This is a genomic window from Streptomyces sp. NPDC004542, assembly GCF_040610035.1.
Classification (GTDB): domain Bacteria; phylum Actinomycetota; class Actinomycetes; order Streptomycetales; family Streptomycetaceae; genus Streptomyces.
Genome location: NZ_JBEXLP010000016.1, coordinates 21,484 through 43,415 on the forward strand (window position 1 = coordinate 21,484; position 21,932 = coordinate 43,415).

General features: G+C 73.1%; 18 protein-coding genes and 5 pseudogenes. 15 read left to right on the forward strand and 8 right to left on the reverse strand.

Annotated features, from left to right (window positions below; translation table 11 throughout):
• Positions 1-185 precede the first annotated feature (185 nt).
• From ABZX30_RS12195 to ABZX30_RS12245, 11 genes and pseudogenes are all read left to right on the forward strand, one after another.
• Positions 186-2,213 (forward strand): beta-galactosidase, encoded by a 2,028-nt coding sequence (locus ABZX30_RS12195; RefSeq protein ID WP_355932141.1) that lies wholly within the window; start codon positions 186-188, stop codon positions 2,211-2,213.
• Positions 2,214-2,497: 284 nt separating this feature from the next.
• Positions 2,498-4,057: a glycosyl hydrolase 53 family protein gene (locus ABZX30_RS12200; RefSeq protein WP_355932144.1), complete on the forward strand. Its 1,560-nt coding sequence runs from the start codon at positions 2,498-2,500 to the stop codon at positions 4,055-4,057.
• A gap of 540 nt (positions 4,058-4,597) precedes the next feature.
• Positions 4,598-5,434 (forward strand): undecaprenyl-diphosphate phosphatase, encoded by an 837-nt coding sequence (locus ABZX30_RS12205; RefSeq protein ID WP_355932147.1) that lies wholly within the window; start codon positions 4,598-4,600, stop codon positions 5,432-5,434.
• Between the two features lie 115 nt (positions 5,435-5,549).
• On the forward strand, positions 5,550-6,281 hold the full coding sequence (locus tag ABZX30_RS12210; RefSeq protein WP_355932150.1) for a FadR/GntR family transcriptional regulator: 732 nt from the start codon (positions 5,550-5,552) through the stop codon (positions 6,279-6,281).
• Positions 6,278-6,376: pseudogene (locus ABZX30_RS12215) on the forward strand (hypothetical protein); the annotation flags it as partial. The gene ABZX30_RS12210 and the pseudogene ABZX30_RS12215, both read left to right, overlap by 4 nt.
• A 63-nt stretch (positions 6,377-6,439) precedes the next feature.
• Positions 6,440-6,787 (forward strand): annotated as a pseudogene (locus ABZX30_RS12220) (L-asparagine permease); the annotation flags it as partial.
• Positions 6,788-6,831: 44 nt separating this feature from the next.
• Positions 6,832-7,848: an asparaginase gene (locus tag ABZX30_RS12225; protein WP_355932153.1), complete on the forward strand. Its 1,017-nt coding sequence runs from the start codon at positions 6,832-6,834 to the stop codon at positions 7,846-7,848.
• 90 nt (positions 7,849-7,938) lie between these two features.
• Positions 7,939-8,613: pseudogene (locus tag ABZX30_RS12230) on the forward strand (lyase family protein); the annotation flags it as partial.
• Positions 8,614-8,663: 50 nt separating this feature from the next.
• Complete coding sequence (locus ABZX30_RS12235; RefSeq protein WP_355932325.1) at positions 8,664-9,602, forward strand: glutaminase; 939 nt, start codon at positions 8,664-8,666, stop codon at positions 9,600-9,602.
• Between the two features lie 126 nt (positions 9,603-9,728).
• A complete protein-coding gene (gene mptB, locus ABZX30_RS12240) occupies positions 9,729-11,123 on the forward strand; it encodes a polyprenol phosphomannose-dependent alpha 1,6 mannosyltransferase MptB (RefSeq protein WP_355932328.1) in 1,395 nt (464 codons plus the stop codon).
• Entirely contained in the window at positions 11,120-12,487 is a 1,368-nt protein-coding gene (locus ABZX30_RS12245) for a glycosyltransferase 87 family protein (protein ID WP_355932156.1), read from the forward strand. The genes mptB and ABZX30_RS12245 overlap by 4 nt, the downstream gene beginning before the upstream one ends.
• Positions 12,488-12,546: 59 nt before the next feature.
• Here the strand turns inward: ABZX30_RS12245 and ABZX30_RS12250 are convergent.
• Together ABZX30_RS12250 and rho are read right to left on the reverse strand one after the other, a co-directional pair.
• A pseudogene (locus ABZX30_RS12250) lies at positions 12,547-13,365 on the reverse strand (serine hydrolase); the annotation flags it as partial.
• A gap of 85 nt (positions 13,366-13,450) precedes the next feature.
• A complete protein-coding gene (rho, locus tag ABZX30_RS12255; protein WP_355932159.1) occupies positions 13,451-14,611 on the reverse strand; it encodes a transcription termination factor Rho in 1,161 nt (386 codons plus the stop codon).
• A 337-nt stretch (positions 14,612-14,948) separates the two neighbouring features.
• Here rho and ABZX30_RS12260 point away from each other — a divergent pair, with 337 nt between their 5' ends.
• Together ABZX30_RS12260 and ABZX30_RS12265 are read left to right on the forward strand one after the other, a co-directional pair.
• On the forward strand, positions 14,949-15,641 hold the full coding sequence (locus tag ABZX30_RS12260; RefSeq protein WP_355932162.1) for a hypothetical protein: 693 nt from the start codon (positions 14,949-14,951) through the stop codon (positions 15,639-15,641).
• A gap of 5 nt (positions 15,642-15,646) precedes the next feature.
• A complete protein-coding gene (locus ABZX30_RS12265; RefSeq protein ID WP_355932165.1) occupies positions 15,647-16,390 on the forward strand; it encodes a class I SAM-dependent methyltransferase in 744 nt (247 codons plus the stop codon).
• Positions 16,391-16,510: 120 nt separating this feature from the next.
• Here the strand turns inward: ABZX30_RS12265 and ABZX30_RS12270 are convergent, their stop codons facing one another.
• The 5 genes from ABZX30_RS12270 to ABZX30_RS12290 form a co-directional block, all read right to left on the reverse strand.
• The gene (locus ABZX30_RS12270) at positions 16,511-16,915 is read right to left on the reverse strand and encodes a nuclear transport factor 2 family protein (RefSeq protein ID WP_355932168.1); all 405 of its coding nucleotides are present in this window, start codon (positions 16,913-16,915) and stop codon (positions 16,511-16,513) included.
• A 10-nt stretch (positions 16,916-16,925) separates the two neighbouring features.
• Positions 16,926-17,894, reverse strand: a complete 969-nt coding sequence (locus ABZX30_RS12275) for an acetylxylan esterase (RefSeq protein WP_355932171.1) — start codon at positions 17,892-17,894, stop codon at positions 16,926-16,928.
• A gap of 138 nt (positions 17,895-18,032) precedes the next feature.
• Positions 18,033-18,611: a hypothetical protein gene (locus ABZX30_RS12280; RefSeq protein WP_355932173.1), complete on the reverse strand. Its 579-nt coding sequence runs from the start codon at positions 18,609-18,611 to the stop codon at positions 18,033-18,035.
• A gap of 226 nt (positions 18,612-18,837) precedes the next feature.
• The gene (locus ABZX30_RS12285) at positions 18,838-19,617 is read right to left on the reverse strand and encodes a ferredoxin reductase (RefSeq protein WP_355932331.1); all 780 of its coding nucleotides are present in this window, start codon (positions 19,615-19,617) and stop codon (positions 18,838-18,840) included.
• Between the two features lies 1 nt (position 19,618).
• The gene (locus ABZX30_RS12290; RefSeq protein ID WP_355932176.1) at positions 19,619-20,224 is read right to left on the reverse strand and encodes a sulfite oxidase-like oxidoreductase; all 606 of its coding nucleotides are present in this window, start codon (positions 20,222-20,224) and stop codon (positions 19,619-19,621) included.
• A 184-nt stretch (positions 20,225-20,408) separates the two neighbouring features.
• On the opposite strand from ABZX30_RS12290, the pseudogene ABZX30_RS12295 reads away from it, so the two are divergent.
• Positions 20,409-20,501: pseudogene (locus ABZX30_RS12295) on the forward strand (NADP-dependent oxidoreductase); the annotation flags it as partial.
• A 74-nt stretch (positions 20,502-20,575) separates the two neighbouring features.
• Complete coding sequence (locus tag ABZX30_RS12300; protein WP_355932179.1) at positions 20,576-21,301, forward strand: GNAT family N-acetyltransferase; 726 nt, start codon at positions 20,576-20,578, stop codon at positions 21,299-21,301.
• 13 nt (positions 21,302-21,314) lie between these two features.
• Here ABZX30_RS12300 and ABZX30_RS12305 read toward each other — a convergent pair whose 3' ends face one another.
• Entirely contained in the window at positions 21,315-21,716 is a 402-nt protein-coding gene (locus tag ABZX30_RS12305) for a MarR family winged helix-turn-helix transcriptional regulator (RefSeq protein WP_355932333.1), read from the reverse strand.
• Between the last annotated feature and the right edge of the window lie 216 nt (positions 21,717-21,932).

Below are 21,932 nucleotides of genomic sequence, written 5' to 3' on the forward strand. Positions count from 1 at the left end.
CCTGCAGAAACCGGCTGATCTGGGCCCTCGCCCGTCGCGAGGCCCTGCCCTGCTTCTGTGAGCGTTCACAGTAGAGAAACATCCCAGACACTTGTCAATGGTTGTTGCTGTGCGGTTATGTTGGGCTCGCACGGCCGTTCATGTGTGTGCACGTTCCCAAATGATCGATAACCCGGGAGAGATCCATGCCGGAGACCACCCCCAGGGGCCTCACCAGGCTCGCCTTCGGTGGGGACTACAACCCCGAGCAGTGGCCGGAAAGCGCCTGGCTCCAGGACGTCCGGCTGATGCGGGAGGCCGGCGTCACGATGGTGAGCGCCGGGATCTTCTCCTGGGCGCTGCTGGAGCCCTCGCCCGGGGAGTACGACTTCGGCTGGCTGGACCGGATCCTGGACCTGCTGCACGAGGGCGGCATCCGCGTCGGCCTCGGCACGCCCACCGTGGTGCCGCCCGCCTGGTTCTACCGGGCGCACCCCGAGGCCCTGCCGGTCACCGCCGAGGGCGTGCGCCAGGAGTTCGGCTCACGCGGCGCGATCTGCCACAGCGACGCCGACTACCGCGCCGCCGCGGCGGACATCACCACGAAGCTCGCCGAGCGCTACGGCGACCACCCGGCCCTGGCGATGTGGCACGTCCACAACGAGTACGGCGTCCCCGTCTCCGCCTGCTACTGCGACTCCTGCGCCGCCCACTTCCGCCGCTGGCTCGCGGACACCTACGGCGGCGTCGACGCAGTCAACGAGGCCTGGGGCACCGCCTTCTGGGGCCAGCACTACACGAGCCTCGACCAGATCAACCCGCCCCGCGCGACCCCCACGGTCGGCAACCCGGGCCAGGCACTGGACTACAAGCGGTTCGCCGACGCCACCATCCGGGAGAACTTCCGCATGGAGCGGGACATCCTGCACCGCCTCTCGCCCGGCGTCCCCGTCACCACCAACTTCATGACCGCGCTCAGCCAGTGCGACTCCATGGACTACTGGGCCTGGGGCCGCGAGGTCGACCTCGTCACCAACGACCACTACCTGATCACCGACGGCCGCCGCACCCACGTCAACCTCGCGATGGCCGCCGACCTCACCCGCTCGGTCGCCGGGGGAGCCCCCTGGCTGCTCCTGGAGCACTCCACCTCGGGCGTCAACTGGCAGCCCCGCAACCCCGCCAAGGCCCCCGGCCAGATGGCCCGCAACTCCCTCGCGCACGTCGCACGCGGCTCCGAGGGCGCCATGTTCTTCCAGTGGCGGCAGTCCCGGCGCGGCGCCGAGAAGTTCCACTCGGCGATGCTGCCGCACGGCGGCACCGAGACCCGGGTCTGGCGGGAGGTCGTCGAACTCGGCGCGAGCATCGACTCGCTGAGCCAGATCCGCGGCACCCGTACCCGGGCCGACGTGGCCGTCGTGTGGGACTGGCAGTCCTGGTGGGCGCAGAACCTCCAGTGGCGCCCGAGCGAGGACCACGACCCCCGCGAGCGCGCCGACTCCTTCTACGCCGCCCTCTACGACCGCCACCTCACCGTCGACTTCGCCCACCCCGAAGCCGACTTGTCGAGTTATCCCCTTGTCGTCGTACCGGCGCTGTACCTGATGACGGAGGCCGCCGGGAACAACATCAAGGAGTACGTGGAGAATGGCGGCACCCTCGTGGTGTCGTACTTCTCCGGCATCGTCGACGAGCACGACGCCGTGCACGACGGTCCCTACCCGGGGCCGCTGCGGGACGTCCTCGGCCTGACCGTGGAGGAGTTCTCGCCCCTGCTGGAGAACCAGCGGGTGCGCGTCACCGGCCCCGACGCCTCCGAGCTCACCGGGGACGTGTGGACGGAGTTCGTGGTGCCGCGCGGCGCCGAGACCGTCTGGACGTACGCCGACGGCCTCACCGCCGGCCGGCCCGCCGTCACCCGGCACCGGCTCGGCCGGGGCACCGCCTGGTACGTCTCGACCCGCCTCGACACCCACGGCCTCGACGAGGTGCTCGCCCGGGCCGCGGCGGACGCCCGTATCGCGCCGCGCGCCGACCTGCCCCGGGACGTCGAAGTGGTGTGCCGCACCGACGAGTCGGGCACCCGCACCTTCCTGTTCGCGATCAACCACACCGCCACCGACGCCAAGGTGCCGCTGGACACGCCCGGCACCGAACTGCTGACGGGCGAACGCGCCGCGGGCCGCCTCGCGGTCCCCGCGGGAGCCGTCCGGGTCGTACGACTCGACGGCTAGGGTCTTTCGTTTGGATCAGGCCGGATCAGGGAGCGGGGTCTGGTGCCGTGCATCGCAAGGCGGAGGAGGGCGCCATGGCAACCGACGACAACGCGGCGAGGCATGGTGCCAGACCCCGCGAGCCCGGCGTGATCCGAACGACAGGCCCTAGGGACGACCGACAGGGCCCTCCACCTGCTCCCCTCCGCCCGCGCGAGCCGTACGAGCCGCGGGCGGAGGGGCTCTCCTCCCGCCCCCACGGAGGACACCCCAATCCCATCACGTCGAAGGGACGACGGACGACGATGTTCCATCCCAGACGCACCCTCAGAGCCCTGCTGCTGCCGCTCGTGGCCGGACTCGCCCTCACCGCCCTGCCCGCCCAGACCGCCCAGGCGGCGAGCACCCTCACCAACGGCGGCTTCGAGTCCGACGGCACGGGCGCGGCCACGCCCAGCGGCTGGTCGGAGTACGGCGACACCGGCGCCTCGTACACCGAGTCCGGCGGCCACGGCGGGAGTTACCGGCTCAGCCACTGGTCGGCCTCCGCCTACAAGGTGGAGACGTACCAGTACCTGTCCGGGCTGACCAACGGCACCTACACCCTCACCGCCTGGGTCCGCTCCAGTGGCGGGCAGAACTCCGCCTCCATGTCCCTCAAGAACTGCGGGAGTTCGGAGCAGCGCACCGACCTGCCGGTGTCCACCAGCAGCTGGGTCCGCATAGTCACCTCCGTCGCGGTGACCAACAACCAGTGCACGATCAGCATCTCCTCCGACGCCAACGCGGGCAACTGGATCAACGTCGACGACCTGAGCTTCACCTCGGGCACAACCGGTCTCGCCGTCAAGGGTGCCGACATCTCCTCCCTCGCCAAGAGCGAGGCCAAGGGCGGTGTGTACAGGACGAGTTCCGGTACCACCGGCGACGCGGTCACCATCCTGAAGAACGCCGGTATGAACTACGCCCGCCTGAAGGTCTGGGTCGACCCCGCCGACGGCTACAACAACAAGACGCGCGTACTGGCCATGGCCAAGCGCGTCAAGGCCGCCGGCATGAAGCTGCTGGTCGACTTCCACTACTCGGACACCTGGGCCGACCCGGGCAAGCAGACCAAGCCCGCGGCCTGGGCCTCGCACTCCTACAGCCAGCTGAAGACCGACGTCTACAACCACACGTACGACGTCCTGAACGCGCTGAAGGCGCAGGGCACCACGGCCGACATGGTGCAGATCGGCAACGAGATCAACGGCGGCATGCTGTGGTCCGAGGGCTCCACGAGCAACTGGTCGCAGCTGGCCGGCCTGATCAACTCCGGCTACAGCGCCACGAAGGCGGTGTCGGCCGGCACGCAGGTCGCGCTGCACCTGGCCAACGCCGGTGACGACGCCACCGTCCGCCGGTGGTTCGACAACGCCAAGACCTACGGCATCGACTACGACGTGATCGGCCTGTCGTACTACGGCTACTGGCACGGCTCACTGGCCGCCGCGCAGACCACCCTGGACGACGCGGCCTCCCGCTACGGCAAGCCGGTCTTCATCGCCGAGACGGCCTACCCCTTCCGCCTCGACAGCGACGACTCGCTCACCAACCAGATCGACACCACCGGCGAGCTCGTCACCGGCTACCCGGCGACGGTGGCCGGCCAGACCCGGTGGATGAACGACGTGGCCAGCATCGTGGAGGCCGTCCCCAACGGCCGCGGCCTCGGCGTCTTCTACTGGGAGGCCACCTGGACCGCGGTCACCGGCAACGGCTGGGACCCCGCCGACGCGGCCTCCGGCAACGGCTGGGAGAACCAGGCCCTGTTCGGTTACGACGACAAGGCGCTGTCCTCCATGACGTGGTTCGGCCACCGCTGAACCACACCGACGGGCCCGGCCATGTACGGGCGGCCGGGCCCGTCGGGCCTCCCCAGCGGGGCCGATCCCCAACGGGGTGGCGGTCTGCGAGGCGCCCGCCGCGACGTGTATCCCCGGTCCGCCGGGCGGTACCCCGGCGGGCCGATTGAAGCTGACATACTCCGCAGAACGGACGAGAAGGGTAAGAAGTCGTTGTGAACGGGCCGCCCGCTTCCCTCGGGGCCACGGCGGGCGCTCCGCTACGCTGGCCGACCGGGCGCGCGGCGGGGTCCGGCGTGACCCGGGACCACTCCGGGGTGCGTTCACGGTGAACGTCCGTGATGTGCTCGGTCTTCCCCTGGGGGACCCTCGGGCCGACCGGACCGGTGCGGGGCTCTACGCTGCCGCCAGCGCCGTCGCGAGCGTGGCGGCGGGCCTTGGTGCCGCCATCACCGGTGGCCGCTCGCCCGGGCCGCGCGGGCGTAGGCACGGACCGCGCGACCGGGCATAGTAGGACTGTCTACAGCACTGTCGACCAACTTCTCAGCAGAACTGGATCCCATGAGCGCCATCTCCGTCGGTCAAGCCGTCGTCCTCGGAGTCGTCGAGGGGGTGACCGAATTCCTCCCCGTGTCCTCGACCGGTCACCTCAAGATCACCGAAGGGCTCATGAACATCCCCGTCGACGACAAGTCCGTCGTCGGCTTCTCGGCGGTCATCCAGGTCGGCGCCATCGCCGCCGTGCTGGTGTACTTCTTCAAGGACATCGTGCGGATCGTCTCCGCGTGGGGGCGCGGCATCCGCAACAAGGAGGAGCGCTACCACCACGACTACAAGTTCGCGTGGTGGGTGATCTACGCCACCATTCCGATCGTCGCGGTGGGGCTGGCCGCCAAGCCGCTGATCGAGGGCCCGCTCGCCTCGCTCTGGGTGGTCGCCGGCTCGCTGATCGTCGGGTCCGGGGTGATGTGGGCCGCGGACCAGATGGGGCGGCACAAGCGCGGCGAGGACGACACCTCCTTCAAGGACGCGATGCTGGTCGGCTGCTCCCAGATCCTCGCCCTGCTCTTCCCCGGCTTCTCCCGCTCCGGCGCCACCATGTCCACCGCGCTCATCCTCGACCTGGACCGCGTCGCCGCCACCCGGCTCTCCTTCTTCCTCGGCATCCCGGCCCTGACCGGCGCCGGCCTGTACGAGCTGAAGGACGCCCTCGGGGCCGGCGTGGGCGCCGCCCCGCTGGCGGTCGGCACGATCGTCTCCTTCGTGGTCGCCTACGCCTCCATCGCCTGGCTGCTGAAGTTCGTCGCCAAGCACTCCTTCAACGCCTTCGTGCTGTACCGGATCGTCATCGGTGTGGCGCTCTTCGGCCTGCTGGGTGCCGGGGTCATCGACAGCTGACCGGCGTCCGTGATCTCCCACGGGGTGTGATGCAGAGATTCATGCATCGCACCCCGTGAATGTTTACTTTCCAGGTGTCTTGACACCGCCGTCCGCACCCCGCAGGATCGAGCCCGTGAACCTGTCAGACAGCCAGACAGGTGGCCCGGTTCCGCGGCGCGTCAGCGCCATGGAAGCCGTACTCGGCCACCTCCGCGGTGCCATCGAACGCGGTGAGTACGCGATCGGCGACAAGCTCCCCTCCGAGGCCGAGCTCTGCCGCACGCTCGAGGTGTCCCGGCCCGTGCTCCGCGAGGCGCTGCGGGCCCTGCAGACGATGGGCCTGACGGTCTCCCGGACCGGCAAGGGCACCTTCGTGGTGGCGAACGCCGTCGAGGACCCCACCTTCGGCGACTACGCGGCCAGCGACCTGCTGGAGGTGCGCCGGCACATCGAGATCCCGGTCGCCGGATACGCGGCGCTGCGCCGCACCCCCGAGAACCTCGACCACCTCGCCCACCTGCTCGACCGCATGGAGCGGGAGACGGACACCACCGCATGGGTCGCGATGGACACCCTCTTCCACCTCGCCGTGGCCGAGGCCGCCCAGAACCCGGTCTTCCGCCGGGTCATCGAGGAGATCCGCGACGCACTGGCGCGTCAGTCGGCCTTCCTCAACGAGCTGGGCGGCCGCCGCGAGCAGTCCAACCGCGAGCACCGGGCGATCGTCGAAGCGCTGGCCGACGGCTGTGAGCACGACGCGGTGGAGGCCATGAGCCACCACCTCGACCGCGTCGAGACGACCCTGACCGACATCGTGCGCCCCCCGCGCACGGACATCCCCACGGACGGCGGACCCGCGGTGTGAGCGAGCACCTCAAAGAAGAGACGCGCCCCGCCATCGGCGGCGCCATCGGCACCGGCCTCTTCCTCGGCGACGGCGGCCGCCTCGCCGACGCCGGCCCCTCCCTGTTCGTCGCGTACGCGGTCTGCGGCGTCTTCGCCTTCCTCGTCGTCCGCGCCCGCGTCGGCCTCAACTTCGTCGTCCCCGCGGACGCCTTCGAGATCGTGCTCAACTTCGCGGCGATCGGTATCCTCGCCACCTGGGGCATGATCATGATCTGTCACCTGTTCTTCTGGCGGAAGACCCAGAAGGGCGAACTGACCCGGCCCGGCTACCGGCTGCCGGGTTCCCCCTGGACCGAACTCGTGACGCTGGCGTTCCTCGCCTCCGTCCTGGTCCTGATGTACGCCGACGACGGCGTCGGACGCACCGCCGTGCTGTGCCTGCCGCTGGTCGTCGCAGCGCTGGTCGCCGGCTGGTACGCCGTCCGCGGCCGTATGGCGCGCCCGTCCACCGGGACCGACGTGTGAACCGCGCGCCGGTCCACCCCACCCCACCAGTGATACAGGCAGTGATGCACAGCAGTTCCCCCGCGGAGGCACCCCCCGTCCGCGAGCCGCTCCACGCTCCCGTCGCCCACCTGATACGCGGCGGGATCGTCGAGGGCGTCCACTACGGCTCCGTCGCCGTCCTCGACGGCGACGGCCAGGTCCGGCTCCAACTCGGCGACATCGAGGCCGCCTTCTACCCCCGCTCCGCCCTCAAGCCCGTCCAGGCCGTGGCCATGGTGCGGCTCGGGCTGCCGCTCGACGGCGCCCTGCTGTCCCTGGCCGCGGCGAGCCACTCCGGCGACGAGTACCACCTCGCCGGCACCCGGCGGATCCTCGAACTCGCCGGGCTCACCGAGGACGACCTGGGCAACGTGCCCGACATGCCGTTCGACCCGGTCGTCCGGGACGCCTGGGTCCGGGAGGGCCGACTGCCCTCCCGGCTCGCCCAGAACTGCTCCGGCAAGCACGCGGCGATGCTGTGGACCGCCAAGCTCAACGGCTGGTCCCTGAAGGACTACCTGGACCCGGCGCACCCCCTCCAGCAGGCCATCGCGGAAACCGTCGAGGACCTCACCGGCCAGCGCGTCGCCCGGGTGACCGTCGACGGCTGCGGCGCCCCGCTCTTCTCCGTCTCCCTGCACGGCCTCGCCCGGGCCGCCGCCCGGATCACCACCGCGGCGCCCAGCACAGCGGAGGCCCAGGTGGCCGACGCCGTGCGCGAGCACGCCGAGATGGCGTCCGGCTCCGGCCGTGACGTGGCCGCCCTGATGCGGGCGGTGCCCGGCCTGCTGGCGAAGGACGGCTTCGAGGGCGTCCAGGTGGCGGCCCTCCCGGACGGCCGTGCGATCGCCGTCAAGATCGCCGACGGCGCCGACCGGGCCCGCGTCCCGGTCGCCGCCGCGGCCCTCGCCCGTGCGGGCGTCGACCCCGCCCTCCTCACCGAGTTCGCGGGCGAGCCGCTGCTCGGCGGCGGAGAGCCCGTGGGCCGCGTGCGCGCGGTCAGCGCCCTGGGTCCGGTCCCGCTGACGGCCCGCGCGTAGCCGCGCCGCCCGGTTTCGACGGGAGCTTGCCGGTGCGGTGGTCCGCGGCGCGGGGACGGTCGGCCCCGTGGGCGGTGTCCGTGACGCCCCGAGTCCGCGCGCCGCCATCTCGCCGCGATCACCGGACTGCCCCTGGTCACCGCCGCCAACCTGGTCGAGGCCACCCAGGACTGCGGGGCGTTCGTGCAGATGTCCGGCGTGCTCAAGCGCGTCGCGGTCAAGCTCTCCAAGAGCTGCAACGACCTGCGCCTGCTGTCCTCCGGGCCGCGCGCGGGCCTCGGTGAGATCAACCTGCCGCCGGTGCAGGCCGGTTCGAGCATCATGCCGGGCAAGGTGAACCCGGTGATCCCCGAGGTCGTCAACCAGGTCGCCTTCGAGGTGATCGGCAACGACGTCGCCGTCACCATGGCCGCCGAAGCCGGACAGCTCCAGCTCAACGCCTTCGAGCCGATCATCCTGCACTCCCTCTCGGAGAGCATCACGCACCTGCGGAGCGCCTGCCGCACGCTCGCCGAGCGCTGTGTGGACGGCATCACCGCCCACACCGAGGCGCTGCGCGCCACCGTCGGGAACTCCATCGGTCTGGTCACCGCCCTCAACCCGCAGATCGGGTACACGGCCGCCACCGACATCGCCGAGGAGGCCCTCGTCACCGGTCGCGGTGTGGCCGAACTGGTGCTGGAGAAGGGCTTGTTGCCCGCCGAGAGGCTCGCCGGCCTGCTGCGCCCGGAGATCGTCGCGGGCAGCGCGGCACCCACCGCCTGACCTGCGCCGACGCGAGAACGATGTCCGTACCGGGACCGGCCGGAGGCACAATACCGATCATGACACCGACGTCGTCCCCCGCCTTCCTGCCGGTCCTGGAGCGCATCGCCGAGGAGATCGAGCGGACGCCCGGCCGCGGGCGTCCCGCCGACTACATCCCGGCGCTCGCGGCCTGCGACCCGCGCCGCTTCGGCATGGCCGTCGCCGAGCTGGACGGCACGGTCTACGGGGTGGGGGACTGGCGGCAGCCGTTCTCGGCGCAGTCCATCACCAAGGTCTTCACCCTCGCCCTGGACCTGGCCCGCGAGGGCGACGCGCTCTGGGAGCACGTGGGCCGCGAGCCCTCCGGCAACCCGTTCAACTCCCTGGTGCAGCTGGAGTACGAGAACGGCATCCCGCGGAATCCGTTCATCAACGCGGGCGCCCTGGTCGTCACCGACCGCCTCCAGACCCGGACCGGTGACGCGGCCGGCGAACTGCTGGCCTTCCTGCGCGCCGAGAGCGGCAACGCGGCCCTGGACTTCGACAGGGACGTCGCCGCCTCCGAGAACGCGCACGGCGACCGCAACGCCGCCCTCGCCCATTTCATGGCGTCCTACCGCAACATCGACAACCCGGTGCCGGTTCTGCTCGACCAGTACTTCCGGCAGTGCTCCGTCGCCGCCTCCTGTGCCGACCTCGCCCTCGCCGCCTCCTTCCTCGCCCGGCACGGCATCCGCGCCGACGGCACCCGCCTGCTCACCCGCAGCCAGGCCAAGCAGGTCAACGCCGTGATGCTGACCTGCGGGACGTACGACGCGGCCGGGGAGTTCGCCTACCGGGTCGGCCTGCCCGGCAAGAGCGGGGTCGGCGGCGGGATCATCGCGGTCGTACCCGGTCGCTGCACGCTGTGCGTGTGGAGCCCGGGACTCGACGAGCGCGGAAACTCCGTGGCGGGTGTGGCGGCCCTCGACCGGTTCACGACCCTGACCGGGCTGTCGGTGTTCTGACCCGCCACAATTCCGGACACCGCCGCTGAGGTCCGCTCACGTTCCGGTCACCCGCGGGCCGTCCTCCGGAAGGGGCCAGGTCGCCTTCCGGCCATCCGGTGTCGACACGCTGACCCCGTGCTGGCCATGGCCTTCCCCGTCGACCTCCGCCGCTGCCAGGTACTGGGCCTGGCCGGTACCGCCTGCCTCGCGCTGGGAGGTGAGACGGCCGGGGCCCTGCCCGTGCGGGAACTGCTCGCCCCGGCCTCCGTCCGTGCCGCCCTCGGCCTGGTCGGCGTGTACTTCGGCGTCGTCCTGCTGATCGCGGCCTGGCTGCTGCTGGGGCGCCTGGTGCGCGGCGACCGGCCGCCGACCCCGCGGGCCCTGCTCCTGGTCCTCGCCGTGTGGGCGGCCCCGCTGCTGCTGGCGCCGCCCCTGTTCAGCCGGGACGTGTACAGCTACCTCGCGCAGGGCGCCATGGTCGATGCCCACATGGACGTGTACGCGCACGGCCCGGCCCGGCTCGGTGGTCCGCTCGCCGACGAGGTCGCCCCGGTGTGGCGGAACACCGGCGCCCCCTATGGCCCGGCCTTCCTCGCGATCGCCTCCGCCCTGGCCGGGCTGACCCGGGGCGAGCTGCCCGCCGGGCTGTTCGGGATGCGGCTGCTCGCGCTGTCCGGCGTGGCCCTGATGGCCGCCGCGCTGCCCCGGCTGGCCCGGCACAGCGGTGCCGACCCGGCCGCCGCCCTGTGGCTGGGCGCCCTGAACCCGCTGGTGCTGCTGCATCTGGTGGCCGGGGCCCACAACGACGCCATCATGCTGGGCCTGCTCGGTCTCGGCCTGGTGGCGGCGCTGGGCCGGTGGCCCGTCCTGGGTGCCGTCCTCGTGACGCTCGCGGCCCTGGTGAAGGCGCCGGCCGCGCTCGGCCTGCTGGCGGTCGCCGTCGTCCAGGTCCGGGCCGGGTCCGGGCCGGCGCGGGCCGTCCTGACGACCTCGCTGGCGGCCGCCGCGACCACCGCCGCCGCGACCGCCGTCGCCGGCACCGGGTACGGCTGGATCACCGCGCTGGACACGCCGGTCTCCCCGCACAACTGGGCGCTCACCAGCCTGCTCGGCCGCGCCACCGCCGCCCTGCTCGAGCGCCTCGGCAGCGGTCTGGCCCCGCTGGCCGTCCCGGCGTGGCACGTGCTCGGCCTCGCGGTCACCGCGGCCGCGCTCCTCCTCATCTGGACGCGGCTGCGACCCGCCCCGGTCTACGCACTCGGCCTGAGCCTCGCGGCGGTGGCCGCCTTCGGCCCGGCGATCCGCCCCTGGTACGCCCTGTGGGGTCTGTTCCTGATCGCGGCCGCCGCGCCCAGCACCCCGGTACGGCGGCGGGTGGCCGCGGTCACGGGGGTACTCGCGCTGGCGGTGCTGCCCAGCGGCGGCCCCGCGGACACCGGTCAGCTGGTGCTCGCCGTCTCGGGGGGTGTCCTCGCCGTCGTCGTCCTGGCGCAGGCCCACCAGGCGTCCCGGACACCGGCTCTGGGGCGTACGGCGTGAGGGTGCCGGGCACCGACCGGGGGCGGCTGCTCCTCCTCCTCGTCCTCGGCGCCGCCGTGACCGTCTTCACCGCGACCGTGCCGCTGCTGCGCGGCTTCTTCGACCTGCGTGTCTACTACGGGGCCGTGAGCGGCTGGGTCCACGCCGGCCGGATCTACGACTACCGGGTGCCGGGGACGCCGTACGGCTTCACCTACCCGCCGTTCGCCGCCCTGGTCATGCTGCCCATGGCCCTCGTGCGCCTGCGCACGGCGATCGCCGCGTCCCTGTTGCTGAACCTGGCGGCGCTGGCGGTGATGCTGCGCATCCTGGCCGGGCCCGCCCGGCGGCGGTACGGCTGGTACGGCTGGTCCCTGGCCGCCTGTCTGCTCGCGCTGTTCGAGCCGTTGCGCGACACCTTCAGCTTCGGCCAGGTGAACCTGCTGCTGCTGGCCCTGGTGCTGGCCGACGGCCGGCTGCTCGCGGCCGGGCGGGACCGCTGGGCGGGCGCCGGCATCGGACTGGCCGCCGCGGTCAAACTCACCCCGGCCGTCTTCATCGGTCTGCTGCTGCTCGCCCGCCGGTGGCGGGCCGCCGCACTGGCGACGGCGGTCGCCGCCGGGGCGACCGCGCTCGCGGCCCGGGCGGATCCCGGTGCCTCCCGGTTCTACTGGACCGAGGCGCTGTGGGACACCGGCAGGGTCGGCCGGCTGGACTACGTCTCGAACCAGTCGCTCCAGGGTGTGCTGGCCCGGCTCGGCGAACCGGGCCGTCCGGTGTGGGCGACGGCCGTGCTGCTGGTGCTGTGCGTGTGGGCCCGGCGGGCGCGCGCGGCGGTCGCGGCCGGTGACTGGCCGGGCGCGTTCGCCCTCACCGGCCTCACCGCCTGCCTGGTCAGCCCGGTCACCTGGGTGCACCACCTGGTGTGGCTGCTGCCGTCCTTCGCCGTGCTGCTCCGTGCCGGTCACGCCCGTCTGGCGGGCGTCCTGTACGCGGTGCTGTGCACCAGTGTGGTGTGGCTCTGGTACGACGACGCGTCCGGCGTCGACGGGTTCCTGGGCAGCAACGCCTACGCGTGGATCACCCTCGGCCTGCTGCTGGGGCTGCCGTGCGGTCAGCCGTCCGCCTTCCGGCCGCCCCTGGCGCGCAAGGCGAGTGCCACGGCCGCGGTGCCGAGACAGACGACGCCCGCGACGACACCGGCGTCCGGCCAGCCGGACCCGGTGCCGGCGGGGGGCGGCGGCGCGGCCGCCGCGGACGGGCGGGGCGGGTGGGGGACCAGGGCGTCCAGCGAACCCACCGGATCGACGCGCCCGGACGCGGTGAAGCCCCAGTCCAGCAGCGCGCGCGCCTCCTCGTACACGGCCAAGCCGCCGCCTTCCTGAGGGTTCATCACGGTCACCACGAGCGTGTGCCCGGCCCGGTGGGCGGCGGCGACGAGCGTGTTGCCCGCGTTGCTGGTGTAGCCGTTCTTGATGCCGATCAGACCGGGATACGGCCGCACGCCGTCCTCGCCGGTCAGCAGCCGGTTGGTGTTCTCGATGCCGAACGACCCCCCGTCGTCGCCGGGGAACCGGGCCTCGGCGGTGGAGCAGTACCGGGCGAAGTCGTGGTTGCGCAGTCCGGCCCGGCCGAACACCGCCAGGTCGTACGCCGAGGACACCTGGCCGGGCATGTCGTAGCCGTCCGGCGAGACGACCTTGGTGTCCAGTGCGCCCAGGGCACGTGCTCTGACCTGCATCCGGTCCGCGGTGGCCTGCCAGCCGCCGGCGAGGGAGGCCAGGACGTGCACGGCGTCGTTGCCCGAGCTGAGGAAGACCCCCCGCCACAGGTCGGCGACCCGGTAGGTGTGGCCCTCGACCACGCCGACCAGGCTGCTGCCCTCGCCGACGTCCGCGAGCTCCCTGGTGTCGACGGTGTGCCGGAAGCCGCCGGGCAGGGTGGGCAGCACGGTCAGGGCGAACAGGGTCTTGAGGGTGCTGGCGGGCGGCAGCTTGCGGTGCGCGTCGGACGAGGCGAGCACCTCGCCGCTGCCGGCGTCCGCCACGAGCCACGACAGGGCGGAGACGGCCGGGACCTCGGGCACCCCGGGGTGCGGACGGACCTGGGTGCCGGAACGGTAGAGGAGCGACGGCTGCGGGACCGCCGCCCTCGGCCGTCCGGGCGGGGCGGGGTCGGCCGCCGCCGGGGCGAGCGCGAGCACCCCCGCGACGCACAGGGCGCAGGTCGAGGCAGCCACCCGGGAAGAGAGTCCGATCATCATATGAATCAACGTAGGAACGGACACGCCGGGGACGGCGTTGCCCGGGCCGGAGGGCACCGGGAGGCACCCGGATGCCGCACGCGGATCAGTCCGTCGGAAGCGTCGGCTGGACCCGTCGCAGGAACGTCGCGTTGTCGGGGGTCTCGCGCATCCGCCGCAGCAGCGTCTCCAGGTTCGCCGGGCCGCCGTCCCGCGACCGCAGCGCGCGCCGCAGACCCCGCGCGGCGGTCAACTCCGCGGGAGGCAGCAGGAGTTCTTCGCGACGGGTGCCGGACGCGTCCAGGTCGACGGCCGGGAACAACCGGTGCGAGGCCAGTTCCCGGTCCAGGCGGAGCTCCATGTTGCCGGTGCTCTTCAGCTCCTCGAAGAACAGGCCGTCGGCGCGGGAGCCGGTGTCCACCAGGGCGGTGGCCAGGATGGTGAGCGAACCGCCCTCCTCGGCGTGCCGCGCCGCGCCGAAGAACCGCTTGGGGCCGAGCAGGGCGCCCGCGTCGACGCCGCCGCTGAGGGTGCGGCCGCCGGCCGAGGCCGCGTTGTTGTGGGCCCGGCACAGCCGGGTCAGGGAGTCGAGCAGGACGACGACGTCCTCGCCGTCCTCGACGAGCCGCTTGGCGCGTTCCCCGACGAGTTCCGCGAGCGCGATGTGGTCCGTGGCCGGCCGGTCGAAGGTCGAGGCGTACACCTCGCCGCGGACCGAGCGCCGCATGTCGGTGACCTCCTCGGGGCGCTCGTCGAGCAGCAGCACCATCAGCCGGCACTCGGGGTGGTTGCCCGCGACGGCGGCGGCGATCTGCTGGAGGAGCACGGTCTTGCCGGTCTTCGGCGGGGCCACGACGAGCCCGCGCTGGCCCTTGCCGACGGGGGTGAACAGGTCGGCGACGCGTCCGGCGAGCCCGGACGCCGGGTGTTCGAGGCGGATCCGCTCGCGCGGGTGCAGCGGAGTCAGGTCACGGAAGTGGCGGCGTCCGCGGAGTGCCTCGGGCGTGCGTCCGCCCACGCGTGCCACGTCGGCCAGGGTGCGCCGCTCTCCGCGGACGCCCTCGACGAGGTCGCCGCGGCGCAGGCCGTGCCGCCGGATCAGTGCGGGGGAGACCTGGAGGTCGGCGGGCGAGGACAGGCAGCTCTCGGCGCGCAGGTGCCCCTTCCCGTGCGCGTCGACGTCGAGGACACCGGTGACGAGCTGGTCGGCCGGGCGCTGCTGCCGGGCGGGAGGGTGTTCGAGCGTGGTGGTCGTGGTCATGGTCATGGGGGATGGGGGTCCTTTCCGGACAGTGCGAACAAGGCAGGGGAGGGGGAGATCCGGCCGCGAGGGGAGACGTGGTGAGCCACGTCCGCGGCGGCACGAGCAGCACCTCGGTGATCACGGACACGACGCGTCCGCGGTGGACACGTCCTGTTCACGAGGTGGTGCGGAGAAGCCGGTGCGCCGGTCGGGAAGCGACGGGCGGAGCGGCTGAACGAAGAGGAACGGGCATCGGCGCCCGGAACGGGGCGCACTTCGACGCTGATCGCACTCTACCAGCGGTCCCGCATCCGTCAACATGGCGACGGTCCGGTCCATTCCCGCCAGGCAGGAGATCCCGTTGGAGACCTCGTCCCCCACACCTCCCCACCGTATGGACCCCGCCGACGGCTGCCCGCACGCCGACAACGCCCGGCTGCTCGCACGGGGCGCGGTGGCGTCGGTCGTGCTGCCCGGCGGGATCGAGGGGATGGTGGTGCTCGGGCACGAGGCACTGAGGGAGTTCCTCCAACACCCGGAAGTCGCCAAGGACGCACGGCACTTCACCGCGCTCCGCGAGGGGCGGATCGAGCCGGGATGGCCACTGATGACCTTCGCGACCGTCGAGGGGATGACCACCGCCGACGGGGCGGACCACCGTCGGCTGCGCTCGCTGATCAGCCGGGCCTTCACACCCCGGCGGGTCGAGGAACTCAGGCCGCGCGTCGAGGAGCTCGCCGCCGCGCCGCCCCGCCGGCCCACCGCCCTGCGCGACGAACTCCTCATCAGGATCCAGGCGATGGACGGCGTGGAGCCGGCCGTCACCCGTGAGCTGATCGAGGAGCGCATGAGCTGGGCGCGCGGCAAGCTCGACCGCTACCTGCGCACCCGCGACCGCCTTCTCGACGGCCGTACCGAGGAGGAGTACCTGAGCGGGGCCGACCGCATCGGCCCGTATCTGACCCTGTTGGGCGGGATCGCCTTCGAGCAGGAGAACCTGCGCTGGTGCGAGCGGGTCCTGGCGGTCCTGGAGCAGCGTGTTGCCCTAGGGTGATCCGGATGTTCGGTCCCGAAGGCCCCACCCTGCGCGAACTCGCCGTGCAGGCGCTGTCGTCCGTCGAGCACGGCTACGACCTGCTCGCCACGAAGTTCGACCACACGCCCTTCCGGACGCCGGACGCGGTGCTGGAACCGGTGGCGGCCGTGCTCGCCCGGCTCGGTCCCGTCGCGGACGGACTCGACCTGTGCTGCGGCACCGGCGCCGGTACGGAAGTGCTGGTCCGGGTGTGCCGGACGAGCGTCACGGGGGTCGACTTCAGCGCCGGCATGCTCGCCGTCGCCCGGGAACGGGTCCGTCCCGCCGGGCCGCGTGTGGCCTGGGTGCGGGGTGACGCCCGCGCACTGCCGTTCGCCGCGGCCTTCGACCTGGTGGTCAGCTTCGGCGCGTTCGGCCACTTCCTCCCCCGTGAGCTGCCCGGACTGTTCGCCCGGGTGCACTCGGTGCTCCGCCCGGGCGGCCGGTTCGTCTTCCCCGTGGCAACCCCGCCGAGGCCGGCGACTCGGGCGTACTGGGCGCAGCTCGGCTTCGACGCGGTGATGCGGGTGCGCAACGCCGTGTGGCGGCCGCCGTTCGTCATGTACTACCGCGCCGTCCGGCTCGGGCACGTGCTGCGGGAGCTGGAGCGTGCCGGGTTCGCCGTGGAACTGCACGCCCTGCCCGGCCTCGCGCGGCGCGCGGACGGCAGCCCCCGTGCCCGGCTGGTGGTGGCGCGCACCGGCGTGACCCCGCCGCCGGCACCGTGACCTCGTGGACCGGCGCGTCCTGCGGGGCGTCGGCCACGAGATCCGGGTGGTGCGGGGTCAGGCCCGCCTCGCGCATCCCGGTCGCAGGCCCGCCGCGGCCGCGCTCAGGGACGAGCGTCGTCAGTGGAAGAACAGCCTCCCGGTGGGCTCCCGGTGACCGTCCGCCGTGTGCCAGTAGTCCCGGGTCTCCACCGCGCGACCCTCGTCGTCGAACCGCGCGAAGACGCAGCCCGCGAGCGTGGACGGCACGCCGTCCTCCTCAGCCGTGACCAGGAACTCCGCCACCGCGACGCCGTCCGGGGCGACGACCGGCGCCGAGAACCGCACGCCGGTCACCCGCTCCCCGACGAACGACCGGCGCAGATACCTGCCGAGCGCCTCCAGCCCGCGGTGCGGCTCCCGGAACGGCATCGACCGGTGCACGCAGTCCTCGGCGTACAGCTCCAGCAGCGCCGCCACGTCGTGCGTGGCCCAGGCCCGCTCCCAGACCCGGACGAACCGCTCCGCGGCCTGCCGTGTGTCCATCCCCGGCACCTCAGGCGTACGACCGCAGCCAGCGCAGCTTCGCCGCCTCCTGGTACGGTCCGCCGCCCTCGTGACCGTTGAAGTCGTACACCTCGATCTGCTTGTCGTCGTGTGCCCAGGCGTTGAACGCCCCGAACACCGTCGAGGGCGGGCAGGTCTGGTCCTCCAGGGCCGTCGAGAACAGGGCCGGCGCCCGGCCGCGGGCCGCGAAGTGCACGCCGTCGAAGTAGGACAGCGTGCGCAGGACCTCCTCGGTGCGCCCGCGGTGCGTCCTGAGGTACATGCCTATCTCCCGGTACGGGTGACTGTCCGTGAGGGTCGCCGCGCGCGGGAAGTCGCACAGGAACGGCACGTCCGGGGCGACCGCCACCAGGTCCGGGACCAGCCCGCCCACCGCGAGGGTGATGCCGCCGCCCTGGCTCCCGCCGGTCACCGCGGTCCGCGCCGCGTCGGTGAGCGGATGCGAACGGGCCGCCTCGACGGCGCGCACCGCGTCCGTGAACACCCGGCGGTAGTAGTAGTTCTCGGGCGCGTCGACACCCCGTGTCATGAAGCCGGGATAGGCGGGGGAGCCGCCCACCGGGTCGGCGGTGCCGCCCCCGCCGCCCCAGGCGCTGCCCTGGCCGCGCGTGTCCATCACGAAGTGCGCCCGGCCCGTGGACGCCCACAGCAGGTGCTCGTGCGGGAGCCCGCGCCCGCCGCCGTAGCCCACGAACTCCACCACCAGCGGCAGCGGCTCCCCGGCGTCGGCGGGCAGGGTCAGCCAGCCCTTCACCGGGTGGCCGCCGAACCCGGCGAACGTCACGTCGTACACCGACACCGTGGACAGCCCGGTGTCCACCGGTTCGAAGCGGACGTCCAGGTCGTGCTCGCGGGCCTCCTGGAGCGTCTTGGACCAGAAGGCGTCGAAGTCCTCGGGCTCGGCGGACTCACTGCGGTACGCGTGGAGCTCGTCGAGGGGAAGATCGAACAGGGCCATCAACAACCGCCTTTGAGGTGGGAGCGTGCGGATGATCACACCGTACGTGGACGGCCGGAGGACTCGCCAGGCCCTGGCCGGGCTCCGGGGACCCGAACCCGGAACCCGAAGCCGTCTTCTTCTTCCACGCCGGCCCCGTCAGGCCCTGCGCCGGGTCCAGTCCGGCCCGGTGCGGGCCCACTCCCGCTCCCACTCGTCCAGCCGGTGCCGCAGCGCGACATGGCGGGCGATGCCGTGGCCGAGGAGGAGGACGGCCGCCGCGCCGCCCGCCACGCACACGCCGATGCTCACGGTGTGCTGCCACACCGCGACACCGTCCGGCGGCGGGGTGACGCTGCGCCCCCGCGCGTCGAACCACACGTCCACCACGTCGCCCCGACCTGCTCCCGCCGGGACCCGGGCCGACGCCGTGCGCGTGCCCCCGCCCGGCTCCGTCCAGCGCACCGTCGTCCGGTAGGCCTGCCGGTCGCCCACCGAGGGCAGCCGCTCGGGCACTTCGCCGATCACCTCGGCACGGACGCGGTGGCGCTCCGCCCGTTGAACGATGGCCGCCTTCAGCGCCTCGTCGTGGGCCCACAGGCCCGCCAGCGCCCCGGCCAGGGGCGCGCCCACCAACAGCAGGACGGCCACGGCCAGCGCCGTCCACGCCTCCACGACGTCCGACCGGCGTCGTAGCGGATTGCGCCGCCAGCGCCATCCGCGCACCCGGGTCCGCATCCCGACCTCCTCGCCGTCACCCGAGCCGGAGGGCCGGCCTGCCCCTCCCCGCCCAGGCCGCCCGCCCCCGGGCACGTCGCACGCATGCGAGCGTCCACACCGGTCTCGTACCCCGTACGGAGCGGCTCGCTCACCCCGCGAGCCCGCCACCTCGCGGCGGAAGCGAGCATGGCGAAGGCCGCCGGAGCGCCGCTGGACGCCCGCTGGCGCGCCTTCGGCCCGCCGGTCAGCCGAAGCGCTCGATGCGGATCCGGTCGACGGGCTGCCCCGCCGCGACGAGCAGCCGGGAGGCGTGCTCCGCGAAGCCGTTGGAACCGCACACATAGGCCTCCCACCCACCGGGAGGCCGCTCGGCCAGGAGCGGCGCCACATGCGCGGCCGATACCCGTCCCACCGGCGCCCCCTGTGGCGCCCGGCGCGTGAACACGGCGGTCGTCTCCGCGCCCAGCTCGCGCGCGAAGATCAGCTCCTCGGGGGTCCGCGCGGACACCACCATCCGCAGCGGCACCGACAGCCCCCGCGCCCGGTGGTACCGCACCATCGACATCAGCGGTACGACCCCCGAGCCGGCGCCGACCAGCAGTGCGGGCCGGTCGCCCGGCCAGGCGAAGAAGCCGCTCAGCGGGCCGCGCACCTCGACGGTGTCACCAGGCCTGGCCACCGTGTGGAACCAGCCGGAGACCTCGCCGCCCTCGACGTGGTCCAGGGTCAGCTCGATGTGTCCGGAGCCGTCCGGCGCGGACGCGATGGAGTAGTGGCGCTGCGCCGTGTAACCGTCCTCGGCGGTGAGCCGCAGCATCAGGTGCTGCCCGGGCAGGTGTCCCGCCCAGGCCGGCACGGCGAGCCGGAAGGTGGCGGCACGGGGCGTCTCCCGCCGGATCCCGGTGAGCGTGGCCGTCTGCCACACCGCCGCGGCCCGGTCGCCGACCTCGATGCGCCCGGGCACGGCGAAGCGGGTGGGGGGAACGAAGGACCCGGCGGTCACGGCCTCGGGCACGTCGGTCATGTCAGTCACCGGAGTACCGCTGCTCCTCCCAGAGGTTGCCCCGCGCGTGGTAGCCGTTGCGCTCCCAGAAACCCGGCTCGTCGTGGTCGAGCAGCGTGATGCCGGCGATCCACTTGGCGCTCTTCCAGAAGTACAGGTGCGGCACCAGCAGCCGGGCCGGCCCGCCGTGCTCGGGCGCGAGCGGCTCACCGTCGTACTCCCACGCGATCCAGGCGCGTGAGCCGGTGAGGTCGGCCAGCGGCAGGTTCGCGGTGTAGCCGGTGTGCGCGTAGGCCACGGCATGGGTGGCGGACGCGTGGGGCCGGACCGCGTCGAGGAAGACGTCCAGTGACACGCCCCCGAAGCGAACCCCGAACTTCGACCAGCTCGTCACGCAGTGGATGTCACCCTCGTACGCGGACCCGGGCAGCGCGTGCGCCTCGTCCCAGTCCCAGGTACGCGGCTCGCTCACCAGCCCGTCGATCCGGAACGTCCAGTCGGCGGGCGCGAGGTCGGGGGTGACCTCGGCGGACAGGACGGGCCAGTCGTCGCCGGCGTCGTACTGGCCGGGCGGCAGGCCCGCACGGCCGGCGCGCGGACGCCCGGTGAAGCCTCGGGTGACGTTCATGCTTCAACCGTACGCTGTCCCGGCTCGTGCTCCGTCCCTGGTCAGCGGCGCTCGCCGGGGCCCGGTCATTGCGATCGTGTGAACTCCGGGCCGGTCCGGGAATAGCCCTCGCGCGTTCCTCCTTGCCGCTGAGTGCCGTCGTCGGCACCCTGGCGGCGGCAGCGCAAGGAGAGCGAGGAAACAGATGCCCAAGGCGTACGTCTTCACGCGGTACGGGGGACCGGAGACCGAGGCCCTCGTGGACGTGGGGCGTCCGAGCCCCGGCCCCGGTCGGCTGGAGCGCGCCGGGGAGGCCCTGCGGGCCGTCGAGGACGGGCATGCCCGCGGCAAGACCGTGATCGAGGTCGCCCGATGACCACCGCGGCCCGGCACGTCCTCGACAACCCGGCCCGCGCCGCACTGACCGGGCCGCACGCGCGCTTCGCCGAGCGGCACGGCCGGATCCTGCGCTACCCGGTCGACGTGTCCCCGTGGCTCGCCCTGCCCGACGAGCCCGACGCCGACGACTGGGCGGACCTCGCGGAACTGGCCGGACCGGGTGCCGAGGTGCCGCTGCTCGGCTTCCGGGGGTGTGTCCCGGACGACTGGGAGATCACCTTCCACATCGAGGGCGTCCAGCTCGTGGACGACGGCCTGGCCACCGCCCCGGACCCGGAAGCGGTCCGCCTCGGCCCCGCCGACGTACCCGAGATGACCGACCTGGTCCGACGCACCAGGCCCGGCCCCTTCGAGGCCCGCACCATCGAGCTCGGCACCTACCTCGGCATCCGGCGCGAGGGCGCCCTGGTCGCGATGGCGGGCGAGCGGCTGCACCCGCCGGGCTGGACCGAGATCAGCGCCGTCTGCACCGACCCCGCCTTCCGCGGCGAGGGCCTGGCGACCCGGCTGGTCCTCGCCGTCGCGCACGGCATCCGGGAACGCGGCGAGACGCCGTTCCTGCACACCGGCGCGGACAACACGGGCGCCATCCGGCTGTACGAGTCGCTGGGCTTCCGGCTCCGCCGCCGCACCGCGTTCCTGGCGGCCCGGGTCCCCGAGCGGCTGGCCGACGGCCGGGAGGCCGTGCAGGTGGCGTGATCCGGCGGTCCGCTCACTGCGCCCCGGTGACGTCCGGCGGCTCGGCGTTGTACCGCTCCAGGTACGCCGCGAACCGCGTCAGGTCCTCCTCCGGCCAGTCGGCGAGCCGCTCGCGGAAAGCCGCCCGGCGGCGCCGGGTGACCTGGGCGAGGATCTCCTGGCCGGTCCCGGTCAGGTGCAGCAGCTGGACCCGGTGGTCCGCCGGGTCCAGCCGGCGTTCGACGAGCCGGGCCCGCTCGAGCGCGGCCACCTGGCGGCTGACCGTGGACTTGTCCAGGGCGTAGTGCGCCGCGAGGTCGGTGGCCCGGCAGCCGCCGACCTCCTCCAGATGGCCGAGCAGTGTGTACGAGACCAGCGACAGCTCCGGGTGCATGCGTCCCGCCGAGGCCCGGGCGCGCCGGGCGAAGATCGTCATTTCGCGCTGGATGGCCTCGATGGCCGTCTGGGCTGCTGTCACGGGTCCGCCTCCTCCGCCCTTCCGGTTGCAGAATACAACTAGTCGCCGGGGTGCCGCAGGGGCGAACTCCGGCCGCCAGGCGGCCGGTCGGGGCTGGGGTAAGGTGGCCTGCGGCCGCGGAGGATCCCGGCCGCAGGCTGCCGAGGAGGTGAGACCCATTACCGCTGTGTCAGT